The sequence below is a fragment of the Pseudomonas sp. E102 genome, assembly GCF_052660185.1.
On the sequence record NZ_CP084025.1, the window covers coordinates 1,672,048 to 1,695,995 of the forward strand.

A 23,948-nucleotide genomic window follows, 5' to 3' on the forward strand; every position below is an offset into this window, starting at 1 on the left:
TTGCAGGTTTCAGGGCTATGCTCCAAGCCTGGCAACGTACCAAGCCATAACAATAATAATGGGGGAAAGGTCTATGAATGAGCCTGTCATGGCTGTGGGCCGCTGCCGGCCGCCGATGCTGCGCCGTGTGGCGTTGCTGGCCTCGGCGCTCTCACTGCTGGGCTCCGCCGTCTTGTCGGCACCCGTGCTGGCGGTGGCCGCATCGACATCCGATGTCATCTATTCCGTCGAGTCGGCCAAGGCCAGCAAGACCCTGATGCTTGATGTGGTCCAGGCCGGCCAGCGACTGGTGGCGGTCGGTGACCGTGGCCACATCGTCTATTCCGATGACCAGGGTAAATCCTGGACCCAGGCCAAGGTTCCGACCCGCCAGCTGCTCACTGCGGTGTTCTTCGTGGATGACAAGCATGGCTGGGCCGTAGGACACGACGCGCAGATCCTCGCCAGCGTCGACGGCGGCACCACCTGGACCAAGCAATTCGAAGACCTGCCTCGCGAGGCGCCCTTGCTGGACGTCTGGTTCCAGGACGCCAGCCATGGGTTCGCCGTGGGTGCCTACGGTGCGCTGTACGAGACCAACGACGGCGGCAAGCACTGGGAAGACGCCAGCGACCGCCTCGACAATGAAGATCAATACCACCTCAATGCTGTTACCGCCGTGAAAGATACAGGGCTGTTCATCGTCGGCGAGGCCGGCAGCATGTTCCGTTCCTCCGATTGGGGGCAGACCTGGGAAAAAATCCAAGGCCCTTATGAAGGCTCGCTGTTTGGCGTCGTTGGCACAGCCCAGCCTTCGACCCTGTTGGCCTACGGCCTTCGCGGCAATCTTTATCGTTCCACCGATTTTGGCACGACCTGGGAGCAGGTCGAGCTCAAGGCCGCCCGTGGCGCGCTGGAGTTCGGCTTGTCGGGCGCAACGCTGTTGCCGGACGGCTCGATCGTCATCGTCGGCAACGGTGGCAGCGTGATCCGCAGCACCGACGATGGCGTGACGTTCAGCGTGTTCAACCGTCCGGATCGAATTTCCGTGGCGGCCGTCACGTCGGCGGGCAACGGTAACCTGATCCTGGCGGGACAGGGCGGTGTTCGCGCCACCACGTCCACTGGCGCCGAATTGAGCAAATGAGCCGGACCTGTCAGACGGGCACAATAACAACAAGGCGGACCCCATGAGCAGTCATCACCAAGACAAGGCGACGTTTCTCGAACGCCTGATTTTCAACAACCGCCCGGCAGTGATCGTCATTTGCCTGCTGGTCAGCATCTTCCTTTTCTGGCAAGCGACGCTGATCCGGCCCTCCACCAGTTTCGAAAAAATGATCCCCCTCGAGCATCCTTTCATCGAAAAGATGCTCGAACACCGCAACGATCTGGCGAACCTCGGCAACACGGTGCGGATCTCCGTTGAAGCCACTGACGGCGACATTTTCTCCAAGGAATACATGGAGACCCTGCGCCAGATCCACGATGAAGTGTTCTATATCTCCGGCGTTGACCGCTCCGGGCTCAAGTCGCTGTGGAGCCCGAGCGTGCGCTGGACCGAGGTGACGGAGGAGGGCTTCGCCGGCGGTGAGGTGATTCCCCAGAGCTACGATGGCTCGGCGGACAGCCTCGACTTGTTGCGCAACAACGTGCTCAAGTCCGGCCAGGTCGGGCGCCTGGTGGCGAACGACTTCAAATCGAGCATCATCGATATCCCGCTGCTGGAGTCCTACCCGGACCCGCAAGACCAAGGCAAGTTGCTCGCCCTGGATTACCGCAAGTTTTCCCATGAGCTTGAAGACAAGATCCGCAACAAGTTCGAAGCCCAGAACCCCAATGTGCAGATCCATATCGTCGGTTTCGCCAAGAAGGTCGGCGACCTGATCGACGGCCTGGTCATGGTGGTGATGTTCTTTGGCGTGGCCTTCGTGATTACGTTGATCCTCCTGTACTGGTTCACGAACTGCATGCGCAGCACCGTGGCGGTGTTGAGCACCACATTGGTGGCGGTGGTCTGGCAGTTGGGGCTGATGCACGCGGCGGGCTTTGGCCTTGACCCCTATTCGATGCTGGTGCCGTTCCTGATCTTTGCCATCGGCATTTCCCATGGCGTACAGAAAATCAACGGCATCGCCTTGCAGTCCAGCGAAGCGGACAACGCGCTGACGGCTGCCCGGCGTACCTTCCGCCAGTTGTTCCTGCCGGGGATGATCGCGATCCTGGCCGATGCCGTCGGCTTCATTACCTTGTTGATCATCGACATCGGCGTGATTCGCGAACTGGCCATCGGCGCCTCCATCGGTGTGGCGGTGATCGTGTTCACCAACCTGATCCTGTTACCGGTGGCGATTTCCTATGTAGGCATCAGCAAGCGGGCCGTCGAGCGCAGCAAGAAAGACGCGACCCGCGAGCATCCGTTCTGGCGCCTGCTGTCGAAGTTCGCCAGTGCCAAGGTCGCGCCGGTGTCGATTGCCTTGGCGGTACTCGCTTTCGGCGGCGGCCTCTGGTACAGCCAGAACCTGAAGATCGGCGATCTGGACCAGGGCGCACCCGAGCTGCGACCGGATTCGCGCTACAACCAAGACAACAATTTCATCATCAGTAACTATTCCACCAGTTCCGATGTGCTGGTGGTGATGGTCAAGACCAAGGCCGAAGGCTGCTCGCGCTATGAAGCCATGGCGCCGATCGACGAGCTGATGTGGAAGATGCAGAACACCGAGGGCGTGCAATCGGCAATTTCCCTGGTGACCGTGTCCAAGCAAATGATCAAGGGCATGAACGAGGGCAACCTGAAATGGGAAACCCTGTCCCGTAACCCCGATGTGCTCAACAGCTCCATTGCCCGGGCCGATGGCCTGTACAACAACAGCTGTTCCCTGGCGCCGGTGCTGGTGTTCCTCAACGACCACAAGGCCGAGACCCTGGACCGCGCGGTGAAGGCGGTGCAGGACTTCGCCAAGGAGAACAACCGCGATGGCCTGGAATTCATCCTGGCCGCCGGTAACGCCGGCATCGAGGCCGCCACCAACGAAGTGATCAAGGAATCGGAACTGATCATCCTCATCCTGGTTTATATCTGCGTCGCGACGATGTGCATGATCACCTTCCGCTCCTGGGCGGCGACGCTGTGCATCGTCCTGCCGCTGGTGCTGACGTCGGTGTTGGGCAACGCGTTGATGGCCTTCATGGGGATTGGCGTGAAGGTCGCGACCCTGCCGGTGGTGGCCTTGGGTGTAGGGATCGGCGTGGACTACGGCATTTACATCTACAGTCGTCTGGAGAGTTTCCTGCGGGCCGGCCTGCCGTTGCAGGAAGCGTATTACCAGACGCTGAAGTCCACCGGCAAAGCGGTGCTGTTCACCGGGCTGTGCCTGGCGATCGGGGTGTGCACGTGGATCTTCTCGGCCATCAAGTTCCAGGCTGACATGGGCTTGATGCTGACGTTCATGCTGCTGTGGAACATGTTCGGCGCGTTGTGGCTGCTGCCGGCCTTGGCGCGCTTTCTGATCAAGCCGGAAAAACTGGCGGGGCAGAAGGGCAATTCGCTGTTTGCCCATTGACCGATGGCAGTACCTTCAGCACAGCCCAGGTGGCGAACTGATGTAGGAGCGAGCTTGCAAGCGATAGCGGTGTGACACTCAATGAAGGTATTGAATGTCCATCCGCCAGCGCGAGCAAGCCCGCTCCCAGGCTTTCATGTACCTGGATCACGGCGCCAACGGTAGAAACCTGCTTTGCGCCAGTGACCGGCCTATCTGGCCACGATGCACGTTTACAACCGCATAAGGGCTATCGGCCTTGGCAAGCAGCGAATGATAGTGTTCGTGGCGTTGTTCCTTGGTCTTGAGGTGGGCGACGGTGTAGTCAGCTTTCGGCGAATCCACCGTTTCATAGTGAAAATGCCCATACCAGAGCGGGAAACCCTTGCGGTCGTTGACCGCGTATTCCTGGAGGAAGTCCTTGCGGGTGCCCTTCAAGGGCTGGCGCTTGCCGAGCAGCGCGACTTGAATCAGGTTTTTATCGAACAAGTAGCGAAGGTTGCCGTCGGTGGGCGGCAGGTGCAGGCTCAGTTCGGTGCGCAAGGCACTGCCTTTGCTGCCCAGGCTTGAAATCGCATCCGACAATTGCTTGCCCAGCGCCTGGTCCGCCGCTGTGCGAGGTGTTTTCGAGGCTGTGAAGGCGCGGTCCAGTTCATCGGCGAGCACACGGAAGCGACTGGCTTCGTTGCTCATGATTTCTTCGATCTCCTGGGGATGTCGGCAGCGCTTTTTGTAGTCATCGGCGCGGCGCAGGCGTTCCGCCAACTGTCCCAGCAGGGCCTGTGCATCGGCCTTGATTGCTTTGATGGAGCGCGTTCGGGGGGCGGGCCGTGGTCGACGCACTTCGACGACATCCCAGACATCGTCGTGTTGCGAATACATGGAAAGCACCTCGTCATTGGCTTGCGAGCGCAGCTCCACGACTTCGATCGGCAAGGTGGTACCCGCAGGCTTCAGGTCGCCAATCAGCACGCCGTTCTTTCGCGTCTTGATCACCTTCTTCTGAGGACGGCCGGAGGGCGACTTAGGCCGTTTGGACGGGCGCTTGCGAGGTGTTGGCTCGGGTTTGACTTCGGCGGCGAGCTTGCTGGAGGCGTCTTGGTACAGGCTGTCGACCAGTGAGATCAGCTTGTCGAAGGACGCTTCGTTGATGTCGTCGATATAGAGCGTCTTCATGCCGAGCAAGGCATCCAGCGTCTTGGCGTATCGCTCGGTCAGGCTTTCCAACACTTCCAGATGCTCAAGCTCAGGCAGGTCGTACATGCCCAGTTCCGAGTGCGAGCGCACCTGTTCTCCCAAAGGCTGGAGGATACGAAACAAGCTGTCGGGCAGGTCGCTCTCCGGGTGCTTGATCGACAGCAACGGCAATGTCGCCAGTTGCAGGGCCTTGGAGCCCAAGGCATTTCGCTCGTCCAATGGACGGTCTTTGACCAGACGCTCGTAGACCTGGGCGCCTGCGCTGTCCAGGTTCAACAGTCTGTCCAGGTACTCATCCTTGAGTTCCAGCCAGTAGATGGCCCGCTCATTGATCTCGACGGTCTGATCGAGGAATTTCAGATAGTCCCTCATGTTGGAAGTGACGGCCGTAAACACCAATTCTTCCCCATAGTTCGGGTTGGCTGCATTGAGGGCGCGTTGCTCCATATCAGTGACCAATACCGCCCTGCGGGCATTGATGACCACATTTTCCATCAGCGCACGGATTTCCTTGGCGGGAATATCGATACCCAACCTGGCATGTTCCGGCGCCCTGTCGAGCATCGTCAGGTAAATGTCGACCTGTTCTTTGTTCAGGTCATAGAACACTTTGCGCCTGGGGCCCCGCTGGTTTTCGGTTTTGGTGCTGTCATTTTCTACTCTGTTGAGTATCTGTTGAGCGACGTCCAGCTCCGTTTGCAACTTATCAATGCGCTTCATCATCGCATTTGTCTCTTCGATCAAGGTGATGGTTCTTTTAACGTTCAGTTGCCGTTGCTCGGCAATGCGTTTAGGCGGCATGCCCCCCCTGAGGCGCAGGCCCAGGTCAATGGACCAGTTGCCTTGGTCATCCGTTTGCAGCGCCGGGCCCATTCTGAGCCGGTCGAGCGGGTCGACGATCCTGGTGCTGCCGTCCGCTTCCGGGCTGATTCGATACAAGTTTTCGTTCACCAACGCGTGCCATTTGTTACCGATCACATAGAGACCTTTGAAGGGACCGTAGTGGATCGGTTCGGGGAGAGACTCGGGGCGGGGTACTTGCATGCGTGCCAGTTGGGTGCGTTGCTGCGACGTCAGGCGATGACGGGCGCCGGTGAAACTGAAATCGAGAATGCGGTCGAGGGCGCCGGAATGCGCGTCGGGCAGGGAAACGGATCCTTCCAGGATGGCCGGCACCGGCGGCGCCGGCCATTGTTCGGCCATGGCACGTGGAGCAGGGGGCTGCATGGCCTGTTCCTTGACCGTTTCGGCGATGGGCACGCGTGGTGGCACCGGGCTGGCGTGCAACTGGCTGGTCAGCATGGCGAGGTTGACCAGAAAATCGACGGCAGCCAGCTCCCGTGTCACAGGGTCTTCGCTGATCAGGGCGGGTATGTCGCGACTGGCGCTGGCCATCAAGCTCCATAACCAGACCGCGGACATGGCCGGGCCGCGCAACAACGGGAACAGCAACGTGTTGAACAACAGGCTGCCGCCTTCCAGCAATGCCGCCCAGCGGCTTTCGCTGTTCGAGACGGAGTTTCGGTCGGCCTGTGTGATCAAGGCCTGGGCGTTGCAGCCATACAGGTACTGGAGCAGTTCGCCTCGGTGCAGGTACTGCAGCAACTCGTCATTCATGCCATCGGTGGCAAGCGTGGCCGGGACGGGTTTTTCGGGGGCGCTGAATTCGTCGCCCTGGAAAAAACGCACGATGTGCGGCTCCGTAAAGCCACCGTTGGCATACACCGAGCGCGCCGCGTCGGACATCCAGGTCAGGACGCTGGTTTGCAGGTCGCCCGTAGTGGCGATGGCCTGTTGCAGCGCCAGGCGGGTGGGAAACTCCATCAGCGAGGGCACGTACAGCGGACGGTACAACAGATGCGGGCCGGTGCTGGCGTCCTGTGCTTCGACGATAAACATGTTGCTCGCGATGTCGGGCTGGGCCTGGGGTTTGCGCAGAAAGGCCAGGTGACGCATGACAACGGGCTGCCCGTCGACTTGTCGACCCTCGGTGTCGGGTTGGAAAACCGCTTCGATGAGGCGCAGCCCGTGGCGGGTCATGCCGTTTTTTTCGGTGAGCACCTGCCGCAGCGCTTCGAGCGGTAACTGCGCCGGGACCTGTTCGGCAAATATCTTTTGCAGCTCACGGGCTTGGGACGAGTCGCCCAACAGCTCTTGTTGCAGGTAGCGAGGATAGGTCGTGCCGATGTCGACTTGCTCGATCAGCCCGTTCTTGCGGGTGAGGAAATCTGTTGTCAGCCAGGCCGGCAATGACAGGCCCTGCCGGTGGGCGAGTTGCAAATGGCCGCTGGGACGGGCGACAAGATTGTCGATGGCCAGGCGGGTAAGGCTCATCGTCCTGCGTTCGCTGATACCGGCGGTTCCGGGATATCCCGCGGACACTGTGAAGATCAGCTCGATGTCATCGGGTTGGTACTGGCTGGGGTCGGCCTTGTCCGGGCTGATGTCGTTGGTTTTGTTCATTTGCGTGAGCAGCGCCTCGGCGGCAAAGGCCTTGATGTCGCTGGGGTGGCTTCGGCCTTGAATCCGACTCCTGATACTCGCCAGCGCCAGGCTGTACCGCTGGAATCGGCCGCAATCGGCCAGGGATGCATTTTTCAACCAATCGGGGAGTAGCGGCGCGAGTCGAGCCGATGTCTCAGGCGTCAGCCTTGGTGCATCGCGCAGGCATCGCGTCGGGTCGCTCAAGTCGCTGTACAGCGCACTGAGGTTCGCCAGGCCGATTTTTGACGGCAGTTGCACGGCCTTCAGCTCGGTGAGTTGTTGCTCCAGGATCAGCGCGGCCTGGGTGTCGAAAACGTCGCCGTCGAGCTCGTAGCGTTGGCAAGTGATCGTGTCGACCACATAGCGATTGGCGATCTGTTCGCGCCAATGGCGATTGAAGGCGTCTAGAGATTCGAAAGGTCGGATGGCGGCGCCCGGGCTGCATAGCAAGAGCGTAAGCCCGTACTCGGTGTAATGCATGAGCAGAAGATCGCTGCTCGGCAGCACCGAGGACACGGCGCCTTTGGTCAGCACGCTGTTCAGGCCATACACGTATACCGCGGAGGCATTGCGCTGGAAACGTTGCTCGCGGTCCGGCCACCGGACGATCTGGTCCAGCGCCTCGCAGGCGGGCACCGTCAGGCCCGGTTGCTGAAGCCTGCGGATATGCAACGAGATCCTCAGCGTATCGCCCAGCCAATGCCAGCGGCTGGTGCGGGCAGCCACCTGGGTATGGGAGATGGTTTCGGCATCGCCGTTCCAATAGCGGGTCAATGCTTCCTCGAGCCCGATCGGCACGGTCCAGGGCAGCTCATGCAGCAGTTTCTCGACAACCTTTATGTCGAGCCTGTCGTTGCCTGACCAGAGACGGCTGGGGACCGAGTCGGACAGATAACAGTCCAAATTACCCCGTGAACTGAAATCCACTGGCGTGCCGAGGGCCAGGTAATCGAGCACCAAGGGCATGAAGGGTTGGTAGTTCCAGCCTTGGGCGGCCTCGTCCGGTGTCGCCAGTCGGGTCTTGTCGAGGTCGATGGCCAGCGCGGGGTATTTTTCCCTGAGGGCTTGCCCGAGCACCTGCTGGACAACCTGCTTGAAGGTCGGGCGGGCGGACATCGGGTTGACGGTGTGCGCGGCGGCCGGCGGGCTGCCGGCCGAGGAGAGCGTGTTCATGAGAATTCCTTTTCTGGACGCATGGCCGTCGGGATGACGGCGAGAGTCAAGTGTCGGGATTCTCTTTCCCTGCGTGCGGTATATAGGTACCACCCGCTGGGGATGGCTTGTGTCAGGCCGGGGCGGGATCGCTGCCCAACACCACGTTCAAGGCGCTGCGGGCATCATCCAATTGCACCAGGGTGGCGTGGCGTGCGCCGAGGGCGTCGCGGTTCTCGATGGCGGTGAGGATCGCCTTGTGTCGCGGCATCGCCAGTTCATGCAGGTTGGGCCGCTGGTTGGAGTGCTTGAGCGCTTCGGCAATGGCCACGGACAACATGTTGCAGAGGTTGGCGAGCAGGTCGTTGTGGGTGGCGTCGGCGATGCGGCTGTGGAAATCCAGGTCCGGTTGCAGCAGCGCTTCGGGAGTCGGTGCCGCTTCCATGCGTTGGTAGGCTTCGCTGATGGCGGCAATGTCTTCGTCGGTGGCGAACTGCGCGGCGAGCGCGGCGGCGGCCGGTTCGATGATGCTGCGCACGCTGGTAAGCAGGCCGAAGAATTCATTCTGCGGGCTGCTTTGCATCAGCCAGTGCAGTACGTCCGGGTCGAGCATGTGCCATTCCCGACGGGCCTTGACCACCGTGCCCACTCGCGGCCGTGAATACACCAACCCCTTGGCGACCAACACCCGCGTGGCTTCGCGCAGCACGGGGCGGCTGACGGCGTACTCTTCGCACAGCAACGCTTCGGCGGGCAGTTTGTCGTCGGGCTTGAAGCGGCCGGAAACGATCTGTCTGCCCAGTTCCTGGACGATGCGCGCATGCATGCTTTTGCGGTCGGAGGGTTTACGGTAATCCATGGGACGCGGCGCGATCCTGTGTGCGTGGGGTGCTGCGCATGATAGCAGGCGCGGCGATGACGGGTCGCTAGTGCGATTTCGTTGGGGCAGATACAGGCCCCTTGTGGGAGCGAGCTTGCTCGCGATGGCGTCGGATCAGCCGGATCATTGCTGACTGGCCCACCGTTATCGCGAGCAGGCTTGCTTCCACAGGGAGGGGCGGGGTCAGTGGGAGTGACGCGGCACCTCGGCGCCGCGGCAGCCCACCAGGAAGTCGAAGTCGCAGCCCTGGTCCGCTTGCAGCACATGGTCGATGTACAACTGGCGATAGCCGCCCACCAGCAATTGTTGCGGTGGTGCGAGGTCGGCCAGGCGCGCGGCGAGTTCGGCGTCCGGGATGTCCAGGTGCAAGCGGCCACTGGCGCAATCGAGTTCGATCCAGTCGCCTTCTTTCACGGCGGCCAAAGGTCCGCCAGCCGCGGCCTCCGGCGCCACGTGCAGCACCACGGTGCCGTAGGCGGTGCCGCTCATGCGTGCATCGGAAATGCGCACCATGTCTGTCACGCCCTGGGCCAGCAGCTTTGCCGGCAAGCCCATGTTGCCCACTTCAGCCATGCCTGGATAACCCTTCGGCCCGCAGTTTTTCATGACCAGGATCGAGTCGGCATCGACGTCCAGTTCCGGGTCGTTGATCCTGGCCTTGTACTCGTCGAAGTTCTCGAACACCACCGCGCGACCACGATGTTGCATCAGTTGCGCCGTGGCGGCGGATGGCTTGAGCACTGCGCCCAATGGCGCCAGATTGCCGCGCAGCACGCAGATACCGCCGTCGGCGCGGATCGGGTTGTCGAGGGTGCGGATGACTTCGTCCTGGCCGTAGATCGGCGCGTCCTTGGTATTTTCACCGAGGCTCTTGCCGTTGACTGTCAGCGCGTTCGGGTGAGGGATCAGGTTGGCTTCACCCAGGCGACGCAGCACGGCGGGCAGGCCGCCGGCATAGTAGAACTCTTCCATCAGGAAGCGCCCGGATGGCTGCAGGTCGACGATCGTCGGCATGCCACGACCGATGCGGGTCCAGTCGTCCAGGTCCAGTTGCACGCCGATGCGTCCGGCGATGGCCTTGAGGTGAATGACCGCGTTGGTCGAACCGCCGATGGCGGCGTTGACGCGGATGGCGTTTTCGAAGGCTTCCTTGGTCAGGATCTTCGACAATCTCAGGTCTTCACGGACCATTTCCACCGCGCGCATGCCGGACATGTGGGCCAGCACATAACGACGGGCGTCCACTGCCGGAATCGCCGCGTTGTGGGGCAGGGAAGTGCCGAGGGCTTCAGCCATGCACGCCATGGTCGAGGCCGTGCCCATGGTGTTGCAGGTGCCGGCCGAGCGGGACATGCCGCCCTCGGCGGCGAGGAAATCGTCGATGGTGATGGTGCCGGCCTTGACCTGTTCGCTGAGCTGCCAGACCACGGTCCCGGAGCCGATGTCCTGGCCCTTGTGCTTGCCGTTGAGCATCGGGCCACCGGTGACGACGATGGCCGGCACGTCGCAACTGGCGGCGCCCATCAGCAAGGCCGGGGTGGTCTTGTCGCAACCGGTGAGCAGTACCACGCCATCGATCGGGTTGCCGCGAATCGCCTCTTCCACGTCCATGCTCGCCAGGTTGCGGGTCAGCATGGCGGTCGGGCGCAGGTTCGATTCGCCGTTGGAGAACACCGGGAATTCCACCGGGAAACCCCCAGCCTCGATCACGCCGCGTTTGACGTGCTCGGCGATCTGGCGGAAGTGCGCATTGCACGGCGTCAGCTCCGACCAGGTGTTGCAGATGCCGATGATCGGCTTGCCGTGGAACTGATGGTCGGCGATGCCCTGATTTTTCATCCAGCTGCGGTACATGAAGCCGTTCTTGTCGGCAGTGCCAAACCATTGGGCCGAGCGCAGGGAGGGTTTCTTATCAGACATGATCGATTCTCTTATTGTATGACTATATTGTTCGAGCTGGAGCGTAACATAAGCGCAATTTGCGCAGTTTGGAAGTGTTGTTGAGTAAATAGTATTACTATATAGTCCGATTCAACGGAGGGGTTGTCCTGGCGTTCGTTCGCGAGAGAAATCCCCCAAGGTTCTATAACAACAACAATCGGAGACCGGCCCCATGAGCCAGGAATTGCGGCTTATTCGTCGCATCACTCTCAAACTGATTCCCTTCCTGATCCTGCTGTACTTGATCGCCTACGTGGACCGCTCTGCGGTGGGCTTCGCCAAGTTGCACATGGGTGCCGACATCGGCATCGGCGACGCCGCCTATGGCCTGGGCGCAGGACTTTTCTTCATTGGTTATTTCCTGCTGGAAATCCCCAGCAACCTGATGCTCGAACGCTTCGGTGCCCGGCGCTGGTTCGCCCGGATCATGATCACCTGGGGCGCCATCACCATTGGCATGGCGTTTGTACAAGGGCCTCACAGTTTCTACGTGATGCGCTTTTTACTGGGTGCGGCCGAAGCCGGGTTCTTCCCGGGCGTGCTGTACTACATCACCCAATGGTTCCCGGTGCGCCATCGTGGCAAGATCCTCGGGCTGTTCATTCTTTCCCAACCCATCGCGATGATGATCACCGGCCCTGTGTCCGGTGGCTTGCTGGGCATGGATGGCATCCTTGGCCTGCATGGCTGGCAGTGGCTGTTCATCGTCATCGGCCTGCCGGCGGTGCTGTTGACCTGGCCCGTGCTGCGCTATCTGCCAGATGGCCCGCAACAAGTGAAGTGGATGGACCAGGCCGAGAAGGACTGGCTGACCGGCGAGCTGCAAAAAGACCTCGAGCAATACGGCCAGACGCGCCACGGCAATCCACTGCATGCGCTGAAAGACAAGCGAGTCTTGCTGCTGGCGCTGTTCTACCTGCCAGTGACCTTGAGCATCTACGGCCTGGGCTTGTGGTTGCCGACACTGATCAAGCAGTTTGGCGGCAGTGACCTGGTGACCGGTTTTGTGTCTTCCGTACCGTATATCTTCGGCATCATCGGCCTGTTGATCATTCCCCGCAGTTCCGATCGCTTGAATGATCGCTACGGTCACCTCGCCGTGTTGTATGTACTGGGCGCCATCGGCCTGTTCCTCAGTGCCTGGCTGTCGGTACCGGTGTTGCAACTGGCCGCGCTGTGCCTGGTGGCATTCGCGCTGTTCTCCTGCACAGCGGTGTTCTGGACCTTGCCAGGACGTTTCTTCGCTGGCGCCAGCGCGGCGGCGGGCATTGCGTTGATCAACTCGGTGGGCAACCTGGGTGGCTACATCGGGCCGTTCGTGATCGGTGCGCTGAAGGAGTACACCGGCAACCTGGCTTCGGGGCTTTATTTCCTGTCGTGCGTGATGGTGTTCGGCCTGGTGCTGACCGGCGTGGTCTATCGCCTGCTGGAGCGCAAGCATGTGCTGCCGGCGGATCAGTTCGCGGCGAGCGCCCGGGGGGCGACGCGTAGCTGAACTTATTGCAATTGTGAACGAGAGCTTTTGTGGCGAGGGAGCTTGCTCCCGCTCGACTGCGCAGCAGTCGCAAAAACATACGCTGTGTTTGCCTAAATGAACTCGGCGCCAGAAGTTGGGGGTGCTTTGCCCCCCAGCGGGAGCAAGCTCCCTCGCCACAAAGCCTGCTTCGCCTATTCATGTTTTGTTTACAGGGAGAAAACCCATGCGTTTAGTTCAGTTCGAATTGAGTAACGGCGAGCGCCGCGTCGGTGTGGTCGAGGGCGATCAGGTACGTGAAGTGCAGGGCGCCGCCACTGTGCGGGAGCTGGCGCTGGCCGCGATCGAGGCGGGCGTGAAGCTTCAGCAGCAGGTCAACGGCTTGGGCCTGGGGGCGAGCCATGACTACGCGCAACTGCTCGGCGAACTGCGTATCCTGCCGCCGCTGGACCACCCGGACCCGGCGCACTTGCTGGTCAGCGGCACCGGCCTGACCCACCTGGGCAGCGCTTCGGCCCGGGACAAGATGCACCAACAGGCCGGCGACGAAGCAGCGATGACCGACACCATGCGCATCTTCAAATGGGGCGTCGAGGGCGGCAAACCACAGGCCGGGCAGGCCGGCGTGCAGCCGGAATGGTTCTACAAGGGCGACGGCAGCATCGTGGTCCGCCCGGGCCATCCGTTCCCGTTGCCACCGTTTGCCGAAGACGCCGGCGAAGAGCCGGAGATCAGCGGCCTGTACGTCATTGGACACGATGGCAAGCCGTATCGACTGGGCTTCGCGGTGGGCAACGAATTTTCCGATCACGTCATGGAGCGCAAGAATTATCTCTACCTGGCCCATTCGAAACTGCGCAGTTGCAGCTTTGGCCCGGAACTTCGCGTGGGCGAATTGCCTCAACATCTGTCCGGGACCAGTCGTATCCTGCGCAACGACGAAGTGTTGTGGCAGAACGAATTCCTCAGCGGCGAGGCGAACATGTGCCATAGCCTCGAAAACCTGGAATTCCACCACTTCAAGTACAGTCAGTTCCTGCGCCCGGGGGACGTTCACGTTCACTTCTTCGGCACCGCGACGCTGTCGTTCGCCGACGGCATCCGCACCCAGCCGGGGGACGTGTTCGAAATCAGCCAGGCCGAGTTCGGCGCGCCGCTGGTCAACGGCATTGCCCCGGTAGACGCGGTATTCAATCCGGGTACTATCGGCACACTTTAAGAGGAGACTTGCGATGAACCAGATCCTTGGTCACAACTACATCGGCGGTGCGCGCAGCGCGGCCGGCCAGACTCGCCTGCAGAGCGTCGACGCCAGCACCGGCGAGGCCTTGCCCCATGAATTCGTCCAGGCCACGGAGCAAGAAGTCGACGCGGCCGCCAAGGCCGCTGCGGCGGCGCATCCGATCTACCGCAGCTTGAGCGCGGCGCGCCGGGCCGAGTTCCTCGACGCCATCGCCGATGAGCTGGACGCCCTGGGCGATGATTTCGTCGCCGTGGTCTGCCGCGAAACTGCCTTGCCAGCGGCCCGCATCCAAGGCGAGCGCGGTCGCACCAGCGGCCAGATGCGCCTGTTCGCCAAGGTCCTGCGCCGTGGCGATTTCTACGGTGCGCGTATCGATCGCGCCTTGCCGGAGCGCACGCCGCTGCCGCGTCCGGACCTGCGTCAGTACCGCATCGGCCTGGGTCCGGTGGCCGTGTTCGGCGCCAGCAACTTCCCGTTGGCATTTTCCACCGCCGGTGGTGACACCGCCGCCGCCCTGGCCGCCGGTTGCCCGGTTGTGTTCAAGGCCCACAGCGGCCACATGGCGACCGCCGAGCACGTGGCCGATGCGATCATTCGCGCAGCGGAAAAAACCGCGATGCCGGCCGGCGTGTTCAACATGATCTACGGCGGTGGCGTTGGCGAATGGCTGGTCAAGCATCCGGCGATCCAGGCCGTCGGTTTCACCGGCTCCCTCAAGGGCGGGCGCGCCCTGTGCGACATGGCGGCCGCTCGGCCCCAGCCGATTCCGGTGTTTGCCGAGATGTCGAGCATCAACCCGGTAATCGTATTGCCGCAGGCCTTGAAAAACCGCGCCGACAGCGTTGCCCGCGACTTGACCGCCTCGGTGGTGCAGGGCTGCGGTCAGTTCTGCACCAACCCTGGCCTGGTGATCGGCATCCGCTCGCCGGAATTCACCGCGTTCACCCAGCAGGTAGCTTCGCTGATCGGCGACCAGGCACCGCAGACCATGCTCAACGCCGGCACGCTGCAAAGCTACGGCAAGGGCTTGCAGAAGCTCCTGGCTCACCCGGGCATCGAACACCTGGCCGGTCGCGATCAGCAGGGCAACCAGGCCCAGCCGCAATTGTTCAAGGCCGATGCCAGCCTGCTGATCAACAGCGACGAAGCGTTGCAGGAAGAAGTCTTCGGCCCGACTACGGTGTTCGTCGAAGTCGCGGACCAGGCGCAACTGACCGCAGCCCTGAACGGCCTTCATGGCCAGCTCACCGCCACGATGATTGGCGAGCCGGAGGACTTCGAACAGTTTGGCGAGCTGACGCCGTTGCTGGAGCAGAAAGTCGGGCGCATCTTGCTCAATGGCTATCCAACCGGCGTGGAGGTGTGTGATTCGATGGTCCATGGCGGGCCTTACCCGGCGACATCCGATGCCCGTGGCACGTCGGTGGGTACGCTGGCGATCGACCGGTTCCTGCGTCCGGTATGCTTCCAGAACTACCCGGACAGCCTGCTGCCGGAACCGCTGAAAAACGCCAATCCGCTGGGCATCCTGCGGTTGGTGGATGGGGTGCCGGGGCGCGAGGCGCTCTGAGGGTTGCGGTGAGGTCGTTACATTCGAGTTGAATGTGCCGGCCTCTTCGCGAGCAGGCTCGCTCCCACAGTTGGATTTTCAGCGAACACAAATTTGCATTCACTGCAGATCCCCTGTGGGAGCGAGCCTGCTCGCGAAAGCGATATGTCAGGCAACACTGCTTTCGAACCTTATGGCCCAAGGCTCACTCCTACATTGGGTTATCATGCCGCCTTTCCCAATGAACGTTGACCGCCATGATTGCCTTGACCGACACCCTGCTGCATGCCCTCGAACACTGCGACATGCTGATCATCGACGGGCTGCACGCGTTCGATTTCTCCCTCGACGAGCAAGACCAATTGCACGTCGAGTGCATGAACGGTCGCACCCGCGAGCATTGGCGTTTCACTGAGGCGCAGATGCAGGCCGCGACCTTCGACGAAGCCCTGAAGCATTGGATCATCACCAGCGATTCAGGCGATCACCACTTGGAATGCGTGGAAGCGACCAGCGGCCACGACGATGAGGACTCCGATCATGAAGATGCGTAGTTTCTGGCCCTTGTTGATGGCCGGCAGCGTCGGCGCCATGGGCGTCCAGGCGGACACTGGCGAGCGCCATCAGTTATTGGTGGGTTCCTACACGGCGGACCAGAGCCAGGGCATCTACCGCCTGCGATTCGACAGCCGCACCGGCCAGATCGATGCCAACCCATTGCAAGTGATCAAGACGCACAACCCTTCCTGGCTGACCCTTTCCAAGGACATGACCCGGTTGTTCGTGGTCAACGAAAACGGGCCTGGCCAGAAAGACCCGGTGGGCAAGGTCAGCAGCTACGCCATCGACCCGAAGACCTTTGAACTGAGCCTGATCAACCAGGTGCAATCTTTGGGCAACGAGCCGACCCACTCCAGCCTGAGCCATGATGGCCAGCATTTGCTGGTGAGTAATTATTCCGTCCTGGAAAACCCGGGCGGCACCTTGGTGGTGTTGCCGGTGGGCGCGGATGGCAGGTTGGCGCCGGTGGTGCAGATGGGCAGCCATCAGCCGAGTCGGGTCAATTCCGAGCGGCAGAAGTCGGGTCATGTGCATTCCTCGGTGTCGTCACCCGATGGCAAATATGTGTTCGCCAACGACCTGGGGGCAGACAAGGTGTTTGTCTACCGTTACGACCCCAAGGCCAACCCCGAAATGCCGCTGACGCCTGCCGATCCGCCGTTCGTGCAGTTGCCACCGGGCAGCGGACCGCGCCATCTATTGTTCAGTGGGGATGGCAAGCACGCCTGGCTGACGATGGAAATGACGGCCCAGGTGGCCGTGTTCGATTACCAGGACGGTCGCCTGACCCAGCGCCAGCTTGTCGCGCTGGCCGATGGAAAGCCGCAGCCAGGTAAAGCCGCGGCAGCGCTCCATGCTTCCAAAGACGGCAAGTTCCTGTACGTCAGCAATCGTGGCACCACAAACGAGATGCTGGTGTTCGCCGTCGACCCGGCTTCCGGCACCTTGAAAGAGCTGCAGCGACGCTCCGTCGAGGGTGATCATCCTCGAGAGTTCAGCCTGGACCCGAGCGAAAAATTCGTTCTGGTCGCCAATCAGAAAAGCAATCAGATCGTGGTCATCGAGCGCGATCCGAAGACCGGCCTGCTGGGCAAGACCGTCCAGAAGCTGCCCATGGACGCACCGAGCGATGTGAAATTCCTCGTTCGTCAATAACCCGAGGCCCCGATTTTCGGGGCTTTCGGAGTTGTATCAACGAGACTGATAGTCGCTAGTATTACAAAGCATTTCAAGACGAGACGCCTCGGCGCGTAAGTTTGCTTCACGGCCCCACCGGGCAAGTCAGCCAACCGAATCCGAGGATTACCGCCATGAACATGAATCTTTTTTCCGTGATCGCCGCTTCCGCCATCTCCGCCACCGTGGCATTGCCCGCCAGTGCCAGCATCGAGATCAGCGACAAGAAAAACCGCACCCAGAGCTACACCGAGAAATACCTGCAACAGAGCGCCAACTTCTACGCGGCGCTGGATCACAAGACTCAACACTGAGCACGCTCACACTGAAGCCTGCGATCTTTTCATCTCCTCGTCGAAGACGGAGAGACAAGATCGCAGGCTTCGTGCGTTCAGGAGGAAAGTTTGTTGTGATGTCACATAGCCATGTGTTTAAATTTGACGCTAGTTAATTGACTCCTTGCTAATAAGGATCGACACCATGGCGATGCGTCTGGCAGTGATGTTGCTGTTCCTTTATTCCACCCCGATTGTTTCGGCGGCCCAGCCGATTCCCGGTGAATTGGAAGTGGCTCGCGAGCGATTGTTGAGCTTGTTGAGCGACTGAGCGGATAACTTTTATCGATCAATTAAACTGATGGTGACTATGCATATTAGTCGCTACTCATAACGGTTTATTTGATTGATTCTGTGGGCATTCAAACATGCCCACGGAGCCTCCCATGGCCAGTGCAATCCTCATCTGCGCCAAGCGCGGCGCCTACTTGGCCATCGGCCTCTACGTAACGCTGGTGCTGATAGTCAGTCTCGGCACCCAATACCAAAACGTTGCGGAACCCTCCCTCCAGGCTTCAGCCGTGAGCGTCACGCATGCCGTCGCGAAAGGAGCGGCCGGAGCATGAGCAGGTGCAAATTCTGGGTGATCGCCTTCCTGGCATTCATCACCAATGGCTTTTCATTGCTGGGATTGGGTCAGGCGTCGGCGGGGTCGTTGGCGCGGACCATCGAATGCAACCACAACATCGCCCACAACATCCTCACCGCCAGGGCGCTGGGTGTGTTGGTGGGGAACCCGCCGGTCAAGCCGAGGGCGGCGGTGTTCGGGCCGTTTCAAATTGATTGCGCCCAAGCGCGCATGTGCAGCGCTGGATAAATACCTATTTGGCCATGATCGTCACAAACAGCTCTGAATCCAGTAAACCCTGCAACCATTTCCGAAGCCGAGGGTAGGGCGACTGGGCAAACCACTCGCGATCTACATGGGCGAACTGGCGCACGAACGGCATCAGCGCCACGTCCGCCAGGCTCAGGTGATCCGCGGCCAGGAACTGGCGGTTTTCAAGCAATCCGTCCAGCTTGCGCAGGAACGCTTCACCCTCGCTCCGGTAATGCAGCGCCGAGTGGTCCGGATGGCGCTCCGGATATTTGTAACGGTTGAGGTGAAGCTTGAAAACCTGGTCGTTTTCTTCGATCAAGGTCGCCGTCAGGGCACAACCGTCGGGATCATTCAGCAATGTCCAATCCTGCGGATCATGCAGGCCCAAGGCCCAGTGCATGATCTCGAGGCTTTCATCGATGACCCGTCCATCGGCATGCAAGACCGGCACCGTGCCTTTGCTCGACAGCGCGAGCATTTCCGGTGGTTTGGCCTTGAGGCTCACTTCGACGATGTCCAGCGCGATACCGCTGTAGCGCAACGCCATGCGGGCGCGCATGGCGTAGGGGCAACGGCGGAACGAGTACAGCGTGGCGCGGCTCATTTCACCTCCACCGTGCTCAATCCGTTGCCTTGGCGCCGGACCTGGATTTGCACCGGGATGCGCTCGTGCATTTCCTGCACGTGGGAAATGACCGCGACCTTGCGCCCCTGGGCCTGCAACCCATCCAAGGCGTCCATCGCCAGTTGCAGCGACTCGGGGTCGAGGCTGCCGAAGCCTTCGTCGATGAACAGCGACTCGATTCTCAGCGTGTTGGACGCCATCGAGGCCAGGCCCAGTGCCAGGGCAAGGGAAACAAGGAAGGTTTCGCCGCCGGACAACGAATGCACCGAGCGCAATTCATCGCCCATCTCGGTATCCATCACCAGCAGGCCGAGCATGCTGCCGCCGCGCTTGAGGCGGTAGCGGCGAACCAATTGTCGCAACTGGGCGTTGGCGTGGTGGACCAGCAAGTCGAGGTTGTACGCCTGGGCCAGTTTGCGGAAGCGATCGCCAGTGGCCGACCCGATCAATGCGTCCAGGCGTGCCCAGCGTTGGTACTCGGCGTAGGCTCGTTCGATTTGTTGGGCCAGGGCCTGGTTGGCAGTCTGCCTGCGCTGGTCCTCGGCCTGTTCGGCACGCAGCTCTGCGCAGCGTTGTTCGCTGGCCGCGAACTGCTCGTGAAGCGTGGCGAGGGCTTCGGCCAATTGTTCCGCCGGCAGGTTGCCGTTGTGTTGCGACTGGTGGTTTTGCAGCCGCTGCTCCCGTTCGGTGAGTAATACGCGGGCCTGCTCGATGGCTTTTTCGCTGTTGAGCAAGCGTTGCCGCAGGTGAGCGACCTGTTGGTCGTCGAGACCAAGCAACCCGCCCAGCGCGGCGTCGTCCAGTTCCGGATGAGCTGCGCGCCACTGGGCGATACACGCGGCCAACGCCTGCTGTTCGGCCTCCAGGGATTGGGCCTGCTCATGGCGTGCCTGGAGTTCGGCAGCCAGTTGCACGAGGCTGTTGCGCAGATCCTGCAATTGTTGATTGGCCGTCGTCTCGGCATGGCGAGCCTGTTCCAGGGCCAGGTCGATTTGGTGCTGCCATTGTTCGGCGCTGGCGTGTTCACCGAGCAGTTGGTGAAGCTTTTCCTCGCACGCCTGTCGTTGCGCGTTCAACGCGCTGAACTGGCGCTGCGCCGATTCCCGTTGCTGTGTGCGTATCTGCTGGCGATCCTGTTCTTTCTCCAGGGCTTGCTGGCGCTGGACTTGGTCGGCGAGCTCTTCGCGTTGCTGTTCCAGTTGCGCGAGGCGCTGGCTGATCCGCTGGTCGAGTTGCATGAACGTGGCGGCAGGTTCGCTGCGCAGGGCCTGCAACGTGTCGGCCGGCAACAGTGCGCTGAAGTGCTCAAGCTCCTCGTCCAGGCGCTGGCGATCCCGGGCCAGTGCCTGTAGCTGGTTGTTCAGGTGCTGCGAGGCTTGTTGGCTGGCTGTTTCTGCATCGCGCAGTTGCTGCGCCAGCTTGGCGGCGTCCTGTTGCAGCGTAAGCAGGGCGGCCTGGCGATGTTCGTCCTGGCTGATGAGTTGATTCAGCTGTGCGGTTTGCTGGGCCAGCCAGCTGTCGCGCTTGGATGAATCCTGGGCCAGCAGCTGCGCCGACAGCGGGTGAGCTTCAAGGCTTGGCGCCACGCTCCGGTGTTGGTCGGTGAGTTGTTCTTGCTGCTGCTTGAATTCCTTGAGCTGAGCAATGACCCCGCTGTACTGGGCCCGCAGTTCGATGACTTTTTCATTGAGCAGGTCGACGGCCTTGCGAGCGTTGGCCTGTTCGCTTTCATCGAAGCGCCCGAGGCTTTGCAGCAGCGCTTCGGGTTGGTGGTAGGGATGTTCGACACTGCCACACACCGGGCAGGGCTGGTTGTCCTGCAATTGTTCGCGCAGTTGCTCGACGCTTTCGCTACGGGCCAGGCGCTGGCGTTCCAGCAGCTCGCGGGTCACGGTCAGCGTCTGTTCGGCGACCGCCAGCTCGGCCTTGGCTTCGCTGCCTTCACGCACCAGTCGGTCGCGTTGCTGCAAGGCTTGCTGCTGGCGCTGTTCCAGTTCGGCGACACGCTTGTCCAAATCCTGCTGGCTGGCCCACAACCGAGCCAGGTCTTCGAATGCACGTAACTGCTTGCGGTTGTCTTGCAGCAGGTTGCCAAGCAGTTGGATCTGTTCGGCCACGGCTTGCGGTTCGGCACCGGCCTCCTTGTAGAGCACCTCAAGACTTTGTCGGCGGGTTGCGAGGTCTTCGGCGGCACGAGCGGCGGTTTGTTCCAGCAGCGCAAGTTCTTCCTGGCCCTGGTTCAGTCGATTGCCGATCAGCATCAGTTGCTGGAGGCGATCGCGGTAGGCGCCCCATGCATCACTCAGTGTTGCGAGGTCTGTGCTTTGTTCCAGTTCGCCGGCAATCCGTTCAAGCCGTTCGCCAACCTGCTGCTGTTGTTCCAGCAAGGTGTCGATCGTGCGCTGGCCGTCGGTGCTTGCCTGCTGGGCGTGCTGTAACTGCTCGGCGCCTTGCTCGGCCTCCCTGGCCAGGCGGGCGAGGCTGCTTTGTTCGTCGAAGGCCTGACGCAGCAGTGGCGTGCTGTCGGTGCTCTGCTGGCGGGCGGCGGCCACCGCCAGCTGCGCGATGCCGAGGCCTTTTTCCAGTTCGGCCTGCCGTTCATGCAACTCGACGTGTTGCTGCGTCAGCTGTTGGATCCTGGCCGCCAGCGGCTCCAGCTGCCGGGCCAGTTCCGCCTGACGGATGAACTGATGCCGCTGGGGTGCCAGCTGTTCCAGGCGGGTCAGTTTCAGGCGTTCGTCTGCCAGCGCCTCCCAATCGGCCTGGGCCCGTTGCAATTGCTCGGCGGCGCTGGCCTGTTCGTCCTGCAGATGGCGCAGGTCCTTGAGCCAGGCTTGTTGCTGCTCCAGTTGCTTGAGCTGCGCCTGTTGGGTCTTGAGTTGCTGCTGGGCTTCGTTGAAGTGCTGATCCAGCTCGGCGCGGGCTTCGGGCGATAGCGGTGTGACGCCCGTGGCCTGGTCCTGCAATTGCTTGTGGGTTTCCTTGGCCTGCTTGGCCTTGTCGAAGGCACGACGACCGAGGCGTGTATACAGCGCGGTGTCGGTAAGCTTTTCCAGCAATTCGCTGCGGTCGTTGTCGTCAGCCTTGAGGAAGGCGCTGAACTCGCTCTGGGCCAGTAGCACGGCACGGGTGAACTGCTCGAAATTCAAACCGAGGACGGCTTCCAGTTGCGCTTTGTATTCGCCTTTCTGGCTGGCCAGCAGTTGGTCATTGTCCAGGTCACGCAGGCTCTGGCGGCTGGCTTGCAGCTTGCCGGAGGCTTTTTCCCGGGCACGATTGGCCTCCCAGCGAGCCCGGTAGCGGCGACCATCGATGCCGCGAAAATCCACTTCTGCATAACCCTCGCCGGTCCCACGACGCAGCAGCGTGCGTGGATCGCCCGTGCCGATTTCGCCGTCGGCGTCGGGCACCTTGGCGTCACGACCGGTGTTGTTCAGCCGTGGCACCGCGCCGAACAGCGCCAGGCACAAGGCATCGAGCAAGGTGCTCTTGCCGGCGCCCGTGGGGCCGGTGATGGCGAACAGACCGGCGCTGGCCAAGGGTTCGGCGGTGAAATCGATTTCGAACGGCCCCGCCAGGGAGGCGAGGTTCTTGAGACGGATCGCGAGGATTTTCATGGCTGTTCGCTCTCCATCTGTACATCCTGCAGCAGCACGGCAAAGTCCTTGAGGGTCTGGTCATCGACTGGGTTGCCGTAGGTGTCCTGCCAGGCGCGGCTGAACAGTTCCTGTGGGCTGAGCTGGTCGAGTTCAATCAGCGCCGCGCCTCCATCGGCATCGCCGGAGCCACCGCTGCCGGCATACTCGGCTGCGATCCGCACCAGTCGCACGGCTTTGCCTTGCAGGGCGGTTTCGACCTGATTGCGCAGGTCCGGCTGCGGTTCATCGAGGCGCACCCGGACTTCCAGCCAGGGCTGGCGATGGATGTCGGCCAGCAAGTCGATGTCCGGCAAGTCCTTAAGTTGCACCAGGATGTCGGCCAGGGGCGCCGGGCCCAGGCGTTGCAAGTTGACGGCGCGGGGAATCAGCCGTGGTTCGACGCTGACCAGGGTTTCGCCGTTCAGGGCGATGTCGAGAATCTGGTGCCGGTAGCCGATTTCGGAAAACGACAACGGAATCGGCGATCCGCTGTAGCGGATGCGTTCTTCACCGTTGACCTTTTGTGGCTTGTGCAAGTGGCCGAGGGCGACATAAGTGATGCTTGGGCCGAACAGGCTGGCTGGCAGGGCTTCGGCGTTGCCGATAATCAGGCTGCGCTCGGAATCCTCCGATACCGAGCCGCCGGCCATGTGTGCATGGCTGACGGCAATCAGCGCCTGGCCCTTCTTGCGCTTGGCGTTGGCGGCGGCAATCAGCCATTCGTGGACCTGGCCGATGCCGCGCAAATAATCATCCCCCAGTTGCGCGCCCGTGACCTCGGCCGGCCGCAGGAACGGCAGGGCCAGGCACCAGGCCCGGACCTTGCCCTTGGCGTCGGGCAGCGGCAGCAGCAGGCGCTCGACGTCCAGCTGCCCATCGTCCAGCCACAGGACGCGGCCCAGGGCATGGGTGCGCAGGCGGCGCATCAGCGGCGCCGGCAATTCAATGCGCGAACCGGAATCGTGGTTGCCCGCGATCATGACGATGGTCAGGTTGGCGTTTTGTTCATGAGCGCTGACGATGAAGTCGTACAGACGCTCCTGGGCTTTGACGGGCGGGTTGACCGTGTCGAAAATGTCGCCGGCGATCAATAGAACGTCGGGTTTTTCGCTGGCCAGCTGACGCAGCAGCCAATCAAGGAAACAGGCGTGTTCGAAGTCGCGATCCTGGCCGTGGAGGTTTTGCCCCAGATGCCAGTCGGAGGTGTGAAACAGACGCAAGGCAGACTCCAGAAAACAGACGATGGCCGCGGGAAGAGAGGCGGCGCAAAAATGCAGAGTTTACTGGTAAACGCGGGGGAGGGGGCGGCTCAACTTGGCGAGCACTACAGCTGAGCCAATTGTGGCGAG

Annotated in this window: 17 protein-coding genes; 11 read left to right on the top strand and 6 right to left on the bottom strand. The window is 61.4% G+C overall.

What is annotated here, in order from left to right; genetic code table 11:
- The first annotated feature begins 73 nt into the window (after window positions 1–73).
- Together DOCECA_RS07780 and DOCECA_RS07785 are read left to right on the top strand one after the other, a co-directional pair.
- Window positions 74–1,126 carry a WD40/YVTN/BNR-like repeat-containing protein gene (locus DOCECA_RS07780; protein ID WP_434563743.1) on the top strand — a complete coding sequence of 351 codons (1,053 nt, stop codon included), beginning with the start codon at window positions 74–76 and terminating at the stop codon, window positions 1,124–1,126.
- Window positions 1,127–1,169: 43 nt separating this feature from the next.
- Window positions 1,170–3,545 carry an efflux RND transporter permease subunit gene (locus DOCECA_RS07785; RefSeq protein WP_434563745.1) on the top strand — a complete coding sequence of 792 codons (2,376 nt, stop codon included), beginning with the start codon at window positions 1,170–1,172 and terminating at the stop codon, window positions 3,543–3,545.
- Between the two features lie 147 nt (window positions 3,546–3,692).
- Here DOCECA_RS07785 and DOCECA_RS07790 read toward each other — a convergent pair whose 3' ends face one another.
- From DOCECA_RS07790 to DOCECA_RS07800, 3 genes are all read right to left on the bottom strand, one after another.
- Window positions 3,693–8,378, bottom strand: a complete 4,686-nt coding sequence (locus tag DOCECA_RS07790; RefSeq protein WP_445571703.1) for a dermonecrotic toxin domain-containing protein — start codon at window positions 8,376–8,378, stop codon at window positions 3,693–3,695.
- A 112-nt stretch (window positions 8,379–8,490) separates the two neighbouring features.
- Window positions 8,491–9,216, bottom strand: a complete 726-nt coding sequence (locus DOCECA_RS07795; RefSeq protein ID WP_434563751.1) for a FadR/GntR family transcriptional regulator — start codon at window positions 9,214–9,216, stop codon at window positions 8,491–8,493.
- Window positions 9,217–9,420: 204 nt separating this feature from the next.
- The gene (locus DOCECA_RS07800; protein ID WP_420766546.1) at window positions 9,421–11,157 is read right to left on the bottom strand and encodes an IlvD/Edd family dehydratase; all 1,737 of its coding nucleotides are present in this window, start codon (window positions 11,155–11,157) and stop codon (window positions 9,421–9,423) included.
- Window positions 11,158–11,350: 193 nt separating this feature from the next.
- On the opposite strand from DOCECA_RS07800, the gene DOCECA_RS07805 reads away from it, so the two are divergent.
- The 9 genes from DOCECA_RS07805 to DOCECA_RS07845 all read left to right on the top strand — a co-directional run bounded on the left by DOCECA_RS07805 (window position 11,351) and on the right by DOCECA_RS07845 (window position 18,333).
- Window positions 11,351–12,673 (top strand): MFS transporter, encoded by a 1,323-nt coding sequence (locus DOCECA_RS07805; protein WP_420766545.1) that lies wholly within the window; start codon window positions 11,351–11,353, stop codon window positions 12,671–12,673.
- Window positions 12,674–12,878: 205 nt separating this feature from the next.
- The gene (araD1, locus tag DOCECA_RS07810) at window positions 12,879–13,871 is read left to right on the top strand and encodes an AraD1 family protein (protein WP_445571704.1); all 993 of its coding nucleotides are present in this window, start codon (window positions 12,879–12,881) and stop codon (window positions 13,869–13,871) included.
- 13 nt (window positions 13,872–13,884) lie between these two features.
- Window positions 13,885–15,465, top strand: a complete 1,581-nt coding sequence (locus tag DOCECA_RS07815) for an aldehyde dehydrogenase (NADP(+)) (RefSeq protein ID WP_434674953.1) — start codon at window positions 13,885–13,887, stop codon at window positions 15,463–15,465.
- A 236-nt stretch (window positions 15,466–15,701) separates the two neighbouring features.
- Window positions 15,702–15,998, top strand: a complete 297-nt coding sequence (locus DOCECA_RS07820) for a DUF5629 family protein (RefSeq protein ID WP_420766542.1) — start codon at window positions 15,702–15,704, stop codon at window positions 15,996–15,998.
- Window positions 15,985–17,160, top strand: a complete 1,176-nt coding sequence (locus tag DOCECA_RS07825) for a lactonase family protein (RefSeq protein WP_434563759.1) — start codon at window positions 15,985–15,987, stop codon at window positions 17,158–17,160. Before DOCECA_RS07820 ends, DOCECA_RS07825 begins: the two co-directional genes overlap by 14 nt.
- A 155-nt stretch (window positions 17,161–17,315) precedes the next feature.
- Window positions 17,316–17,495, top strand: a complete 180-nt coding sequence (locus tag DOCECA_RS07830; RefSeq protein WP_420766540.1) for a hypothetical protein — start codon at window positions 17,316–17,318, stop codon at window positions 17,493–17,495.
- Between the two features lie 166 nt (window positions 17,496–17,661).
- Entirely contained in the window at window positions 17,662–17,787 is a 126-nt protein-coding gene (locus DOCECA_RS07835; protein WP_434563761.1) for a hypothetical protein, read from the top strand.
- Between the two features lie 115 nt (window positions 17,788–17,902).
- Window positions 17,903–18,082, top strand: a complete 180-nt coding sequence (locus tag DOCECA_RS07840; protein WP_434650853.1) for a hypothetical protein — start codon at window positions 17,903–17,905, stop codon at window positions 18,080–18,082.
- Window positions 18,079–18,333 carry a hypothetical protein gene (locus tag DOCECA_RS07845; RefSeq protein WP_434611122.1) on the top strand — a complete coding sequence of 85 codons (255 nt, stop codon included), beginning with the start codon at window positions 18,079–18,081 and terminating at the stop codon, window positions 18,331–18,333. Before DOCECA_RS07840 ends, DOCECA_RS07845 begins: the two co-directional genes overlap by 4 nt.
- A 4-nt stretch (window positions 18,334–18,337) precedes the next feature.
- On the opposite strand, the gene DOCECA_RS07850 is transcribed toward DOCECA_RS07845, so the two are convergent.
- Genes DOCECA_RS07850 through DOCECA_RS07860 form a run of 3 tightly spaced genes read right to left on the bottom strand, consistent with a single transcriptional unit; the run spans window position 18,338 to window position 23,819 of the window.
- Window positions 18,338–18,940, bottom strand: coding sequence for a glutathione S-transferase (locus DOCECA_RS07850; RefSeq protein ID WP_445571705.1), 603 nt, complete (start codon window positions 18,938–18,940; stop codon window positions 18,338–18,340).
- Window positions 18,937–22,578: an AAA family ATPase gene (locus tag DOCECA_RS07855; RefSeq protein ID WP_445571706.1), complete on the bottom strand. Its 3,642-nt coding sequence runs from the start codon at window positions 22,576–22,578 to the stop codon at window positions 18,937–18,939. Before DOCECA_RS07855 ends, DOCECA_RS07850 begins: the two co-directional genes overlap by 4 nt.
- The gene (locus DOCECA_RS07860; protein ID WP_434611130.1) at window positions 22,575–23,819 is read right to left on the bottom strand and encodes an exonuclease SbcCD subunit D C-terminal domain-containing protein; all 1,245 of its coding nucleotides are present in this window, start codon (window positions 23,817–23,819) and stop codon (window positions 22,575–22,577) included. The genes DOCECA_RS07855 and DOCECA_RS07860 overlap by 4 nt, the downstream gene beginning before the upstream one ends.
- Window positions 23,820–23,948 lie beyond the last annotated feature (129 nt).

What these genes read in the sequence shown, in the direction of transcription:
- DOCECA_RS07780 (WP_434563743.1), top strand. Translation starts at nt 74, where the DNA reads ATGAATGAGCCTGTCATGGCTGTGGGCCGCTGCCGGCCGCCGATGCTG.
- DOCECA_RS07785 (WP_434563745.1), top strand. Translation starts at nt 1,170, where the DNA reads ATGAGCAGTCATCACCAAGACAAGGCGACGTTTCTCGAACGCCTGATT.
- DOCECA_RS07790 (WP_445571703.1), bottom strand. Translation starts at nt 8,378, where the DNA reads ATGAACACGCTCTCCTCGGCCGGCAGCCCGCCGGCCGCCGCGCACACC.
- DOCECA_RS07795 (WP_434563751.1), bottom strand. Translation starts at nt 9,216, where the DNA reads ATGGATTACCGTAAACCCTCCGACCGCAAAAGCATGCATGCGCGCATC.
- DOCECA_RS07800 (WP_420766546.1), bottom strand. Translation starts at nt 11,157, where the DNA reads ATGTCTGATAAGAAACCCTCCCTGCGCTCGGCCCAATGGTTTGGCACT.
- DOCECA_RS07805 (WP_420766545.1), top strand. Translation starts at nt 11,351, where the DNA reads ATGAGCCAGGAATTGCGGCTTATTCGTCGCATCACTCTCAAACTGATT.
- araD1 (WP_445571704.1), top strand. Translation starts at nt 12,879, where the DNA reads ATGCGTTTAGTTCAGTTCGAATTGAGTAACGGCGAGCGCCGCGTCGGT.
- DOCECA_RS07815 (WP_434674953.1), top strand. Translation starts at nt 13,885, where the DNA reads ATGAACCAGATCCTTGGTCACAACTACATCGGCGGTGCGCGCAGCGCG.
- DOCECA_RS07820 (WP_420766542.1), top strand. Translation starts at nt 15,702, where the DNA reads ATGATTGCCTTGACCGACACCCTGCTGCATGCCCTCGAACACTGCGAC.
- DOCECA_RS07825 (WP_434563759.1), top strand. Translation starts at nt 15,985, where the DNA reads ATGAAGATGCGTAGTTTCTGGCCCTTGTTGATGGCCGGCAGCGTCGGC.
- DOCECA_RS07830 (WP_420766540.1), top strand. Translation starts at nt 17,316, where the DNA reads ATGAACATGAATCTTTTTTCCGTGATCGCCGCTTCCGCCATCTCCGCC.
- DOCECA_RS07835 (WP_434563761.1), top strand. Translation starts at nt 17,662, where the DNA reads ATGGCGATGCGTCTGGCAGTGATGTTGCTGTTCCTTTATTCCACCCCG.
- DOCECA_RS07840 (WP_434650853.1), top strand. Translation starts at nt 17,903, where the DNA reads ATGGCCAGTGCAATCCTCATCTGCGCCAAGCGCGGCGCCTACTTGGCC.
- DOCECA_RS07845 (WP_434611122.1), top strand. Translation starts at nt 18,079, where the DNA reads ATGAGCAGGTGCAAATTCTGGGTGATCGCCTTCCTGGCATTCATCACC.
- DOCECA_RS07850 (WP_445571705.1), bottom strand. Translation starts at nt 18,940, where the DNA reads ATGAGCCGCGCCACGCTGTACTCGTTCCGCCGTTGCCCCTACGCCATG.
- DOCECA_RS07855 (WP_445571706.1), bottom strand. Translation starts at nt 22,578, where the DNA reads ATGAAAATCCTCGCGATCCGTCTCAAGAACCTCGCCTCCCTGGCGGGG.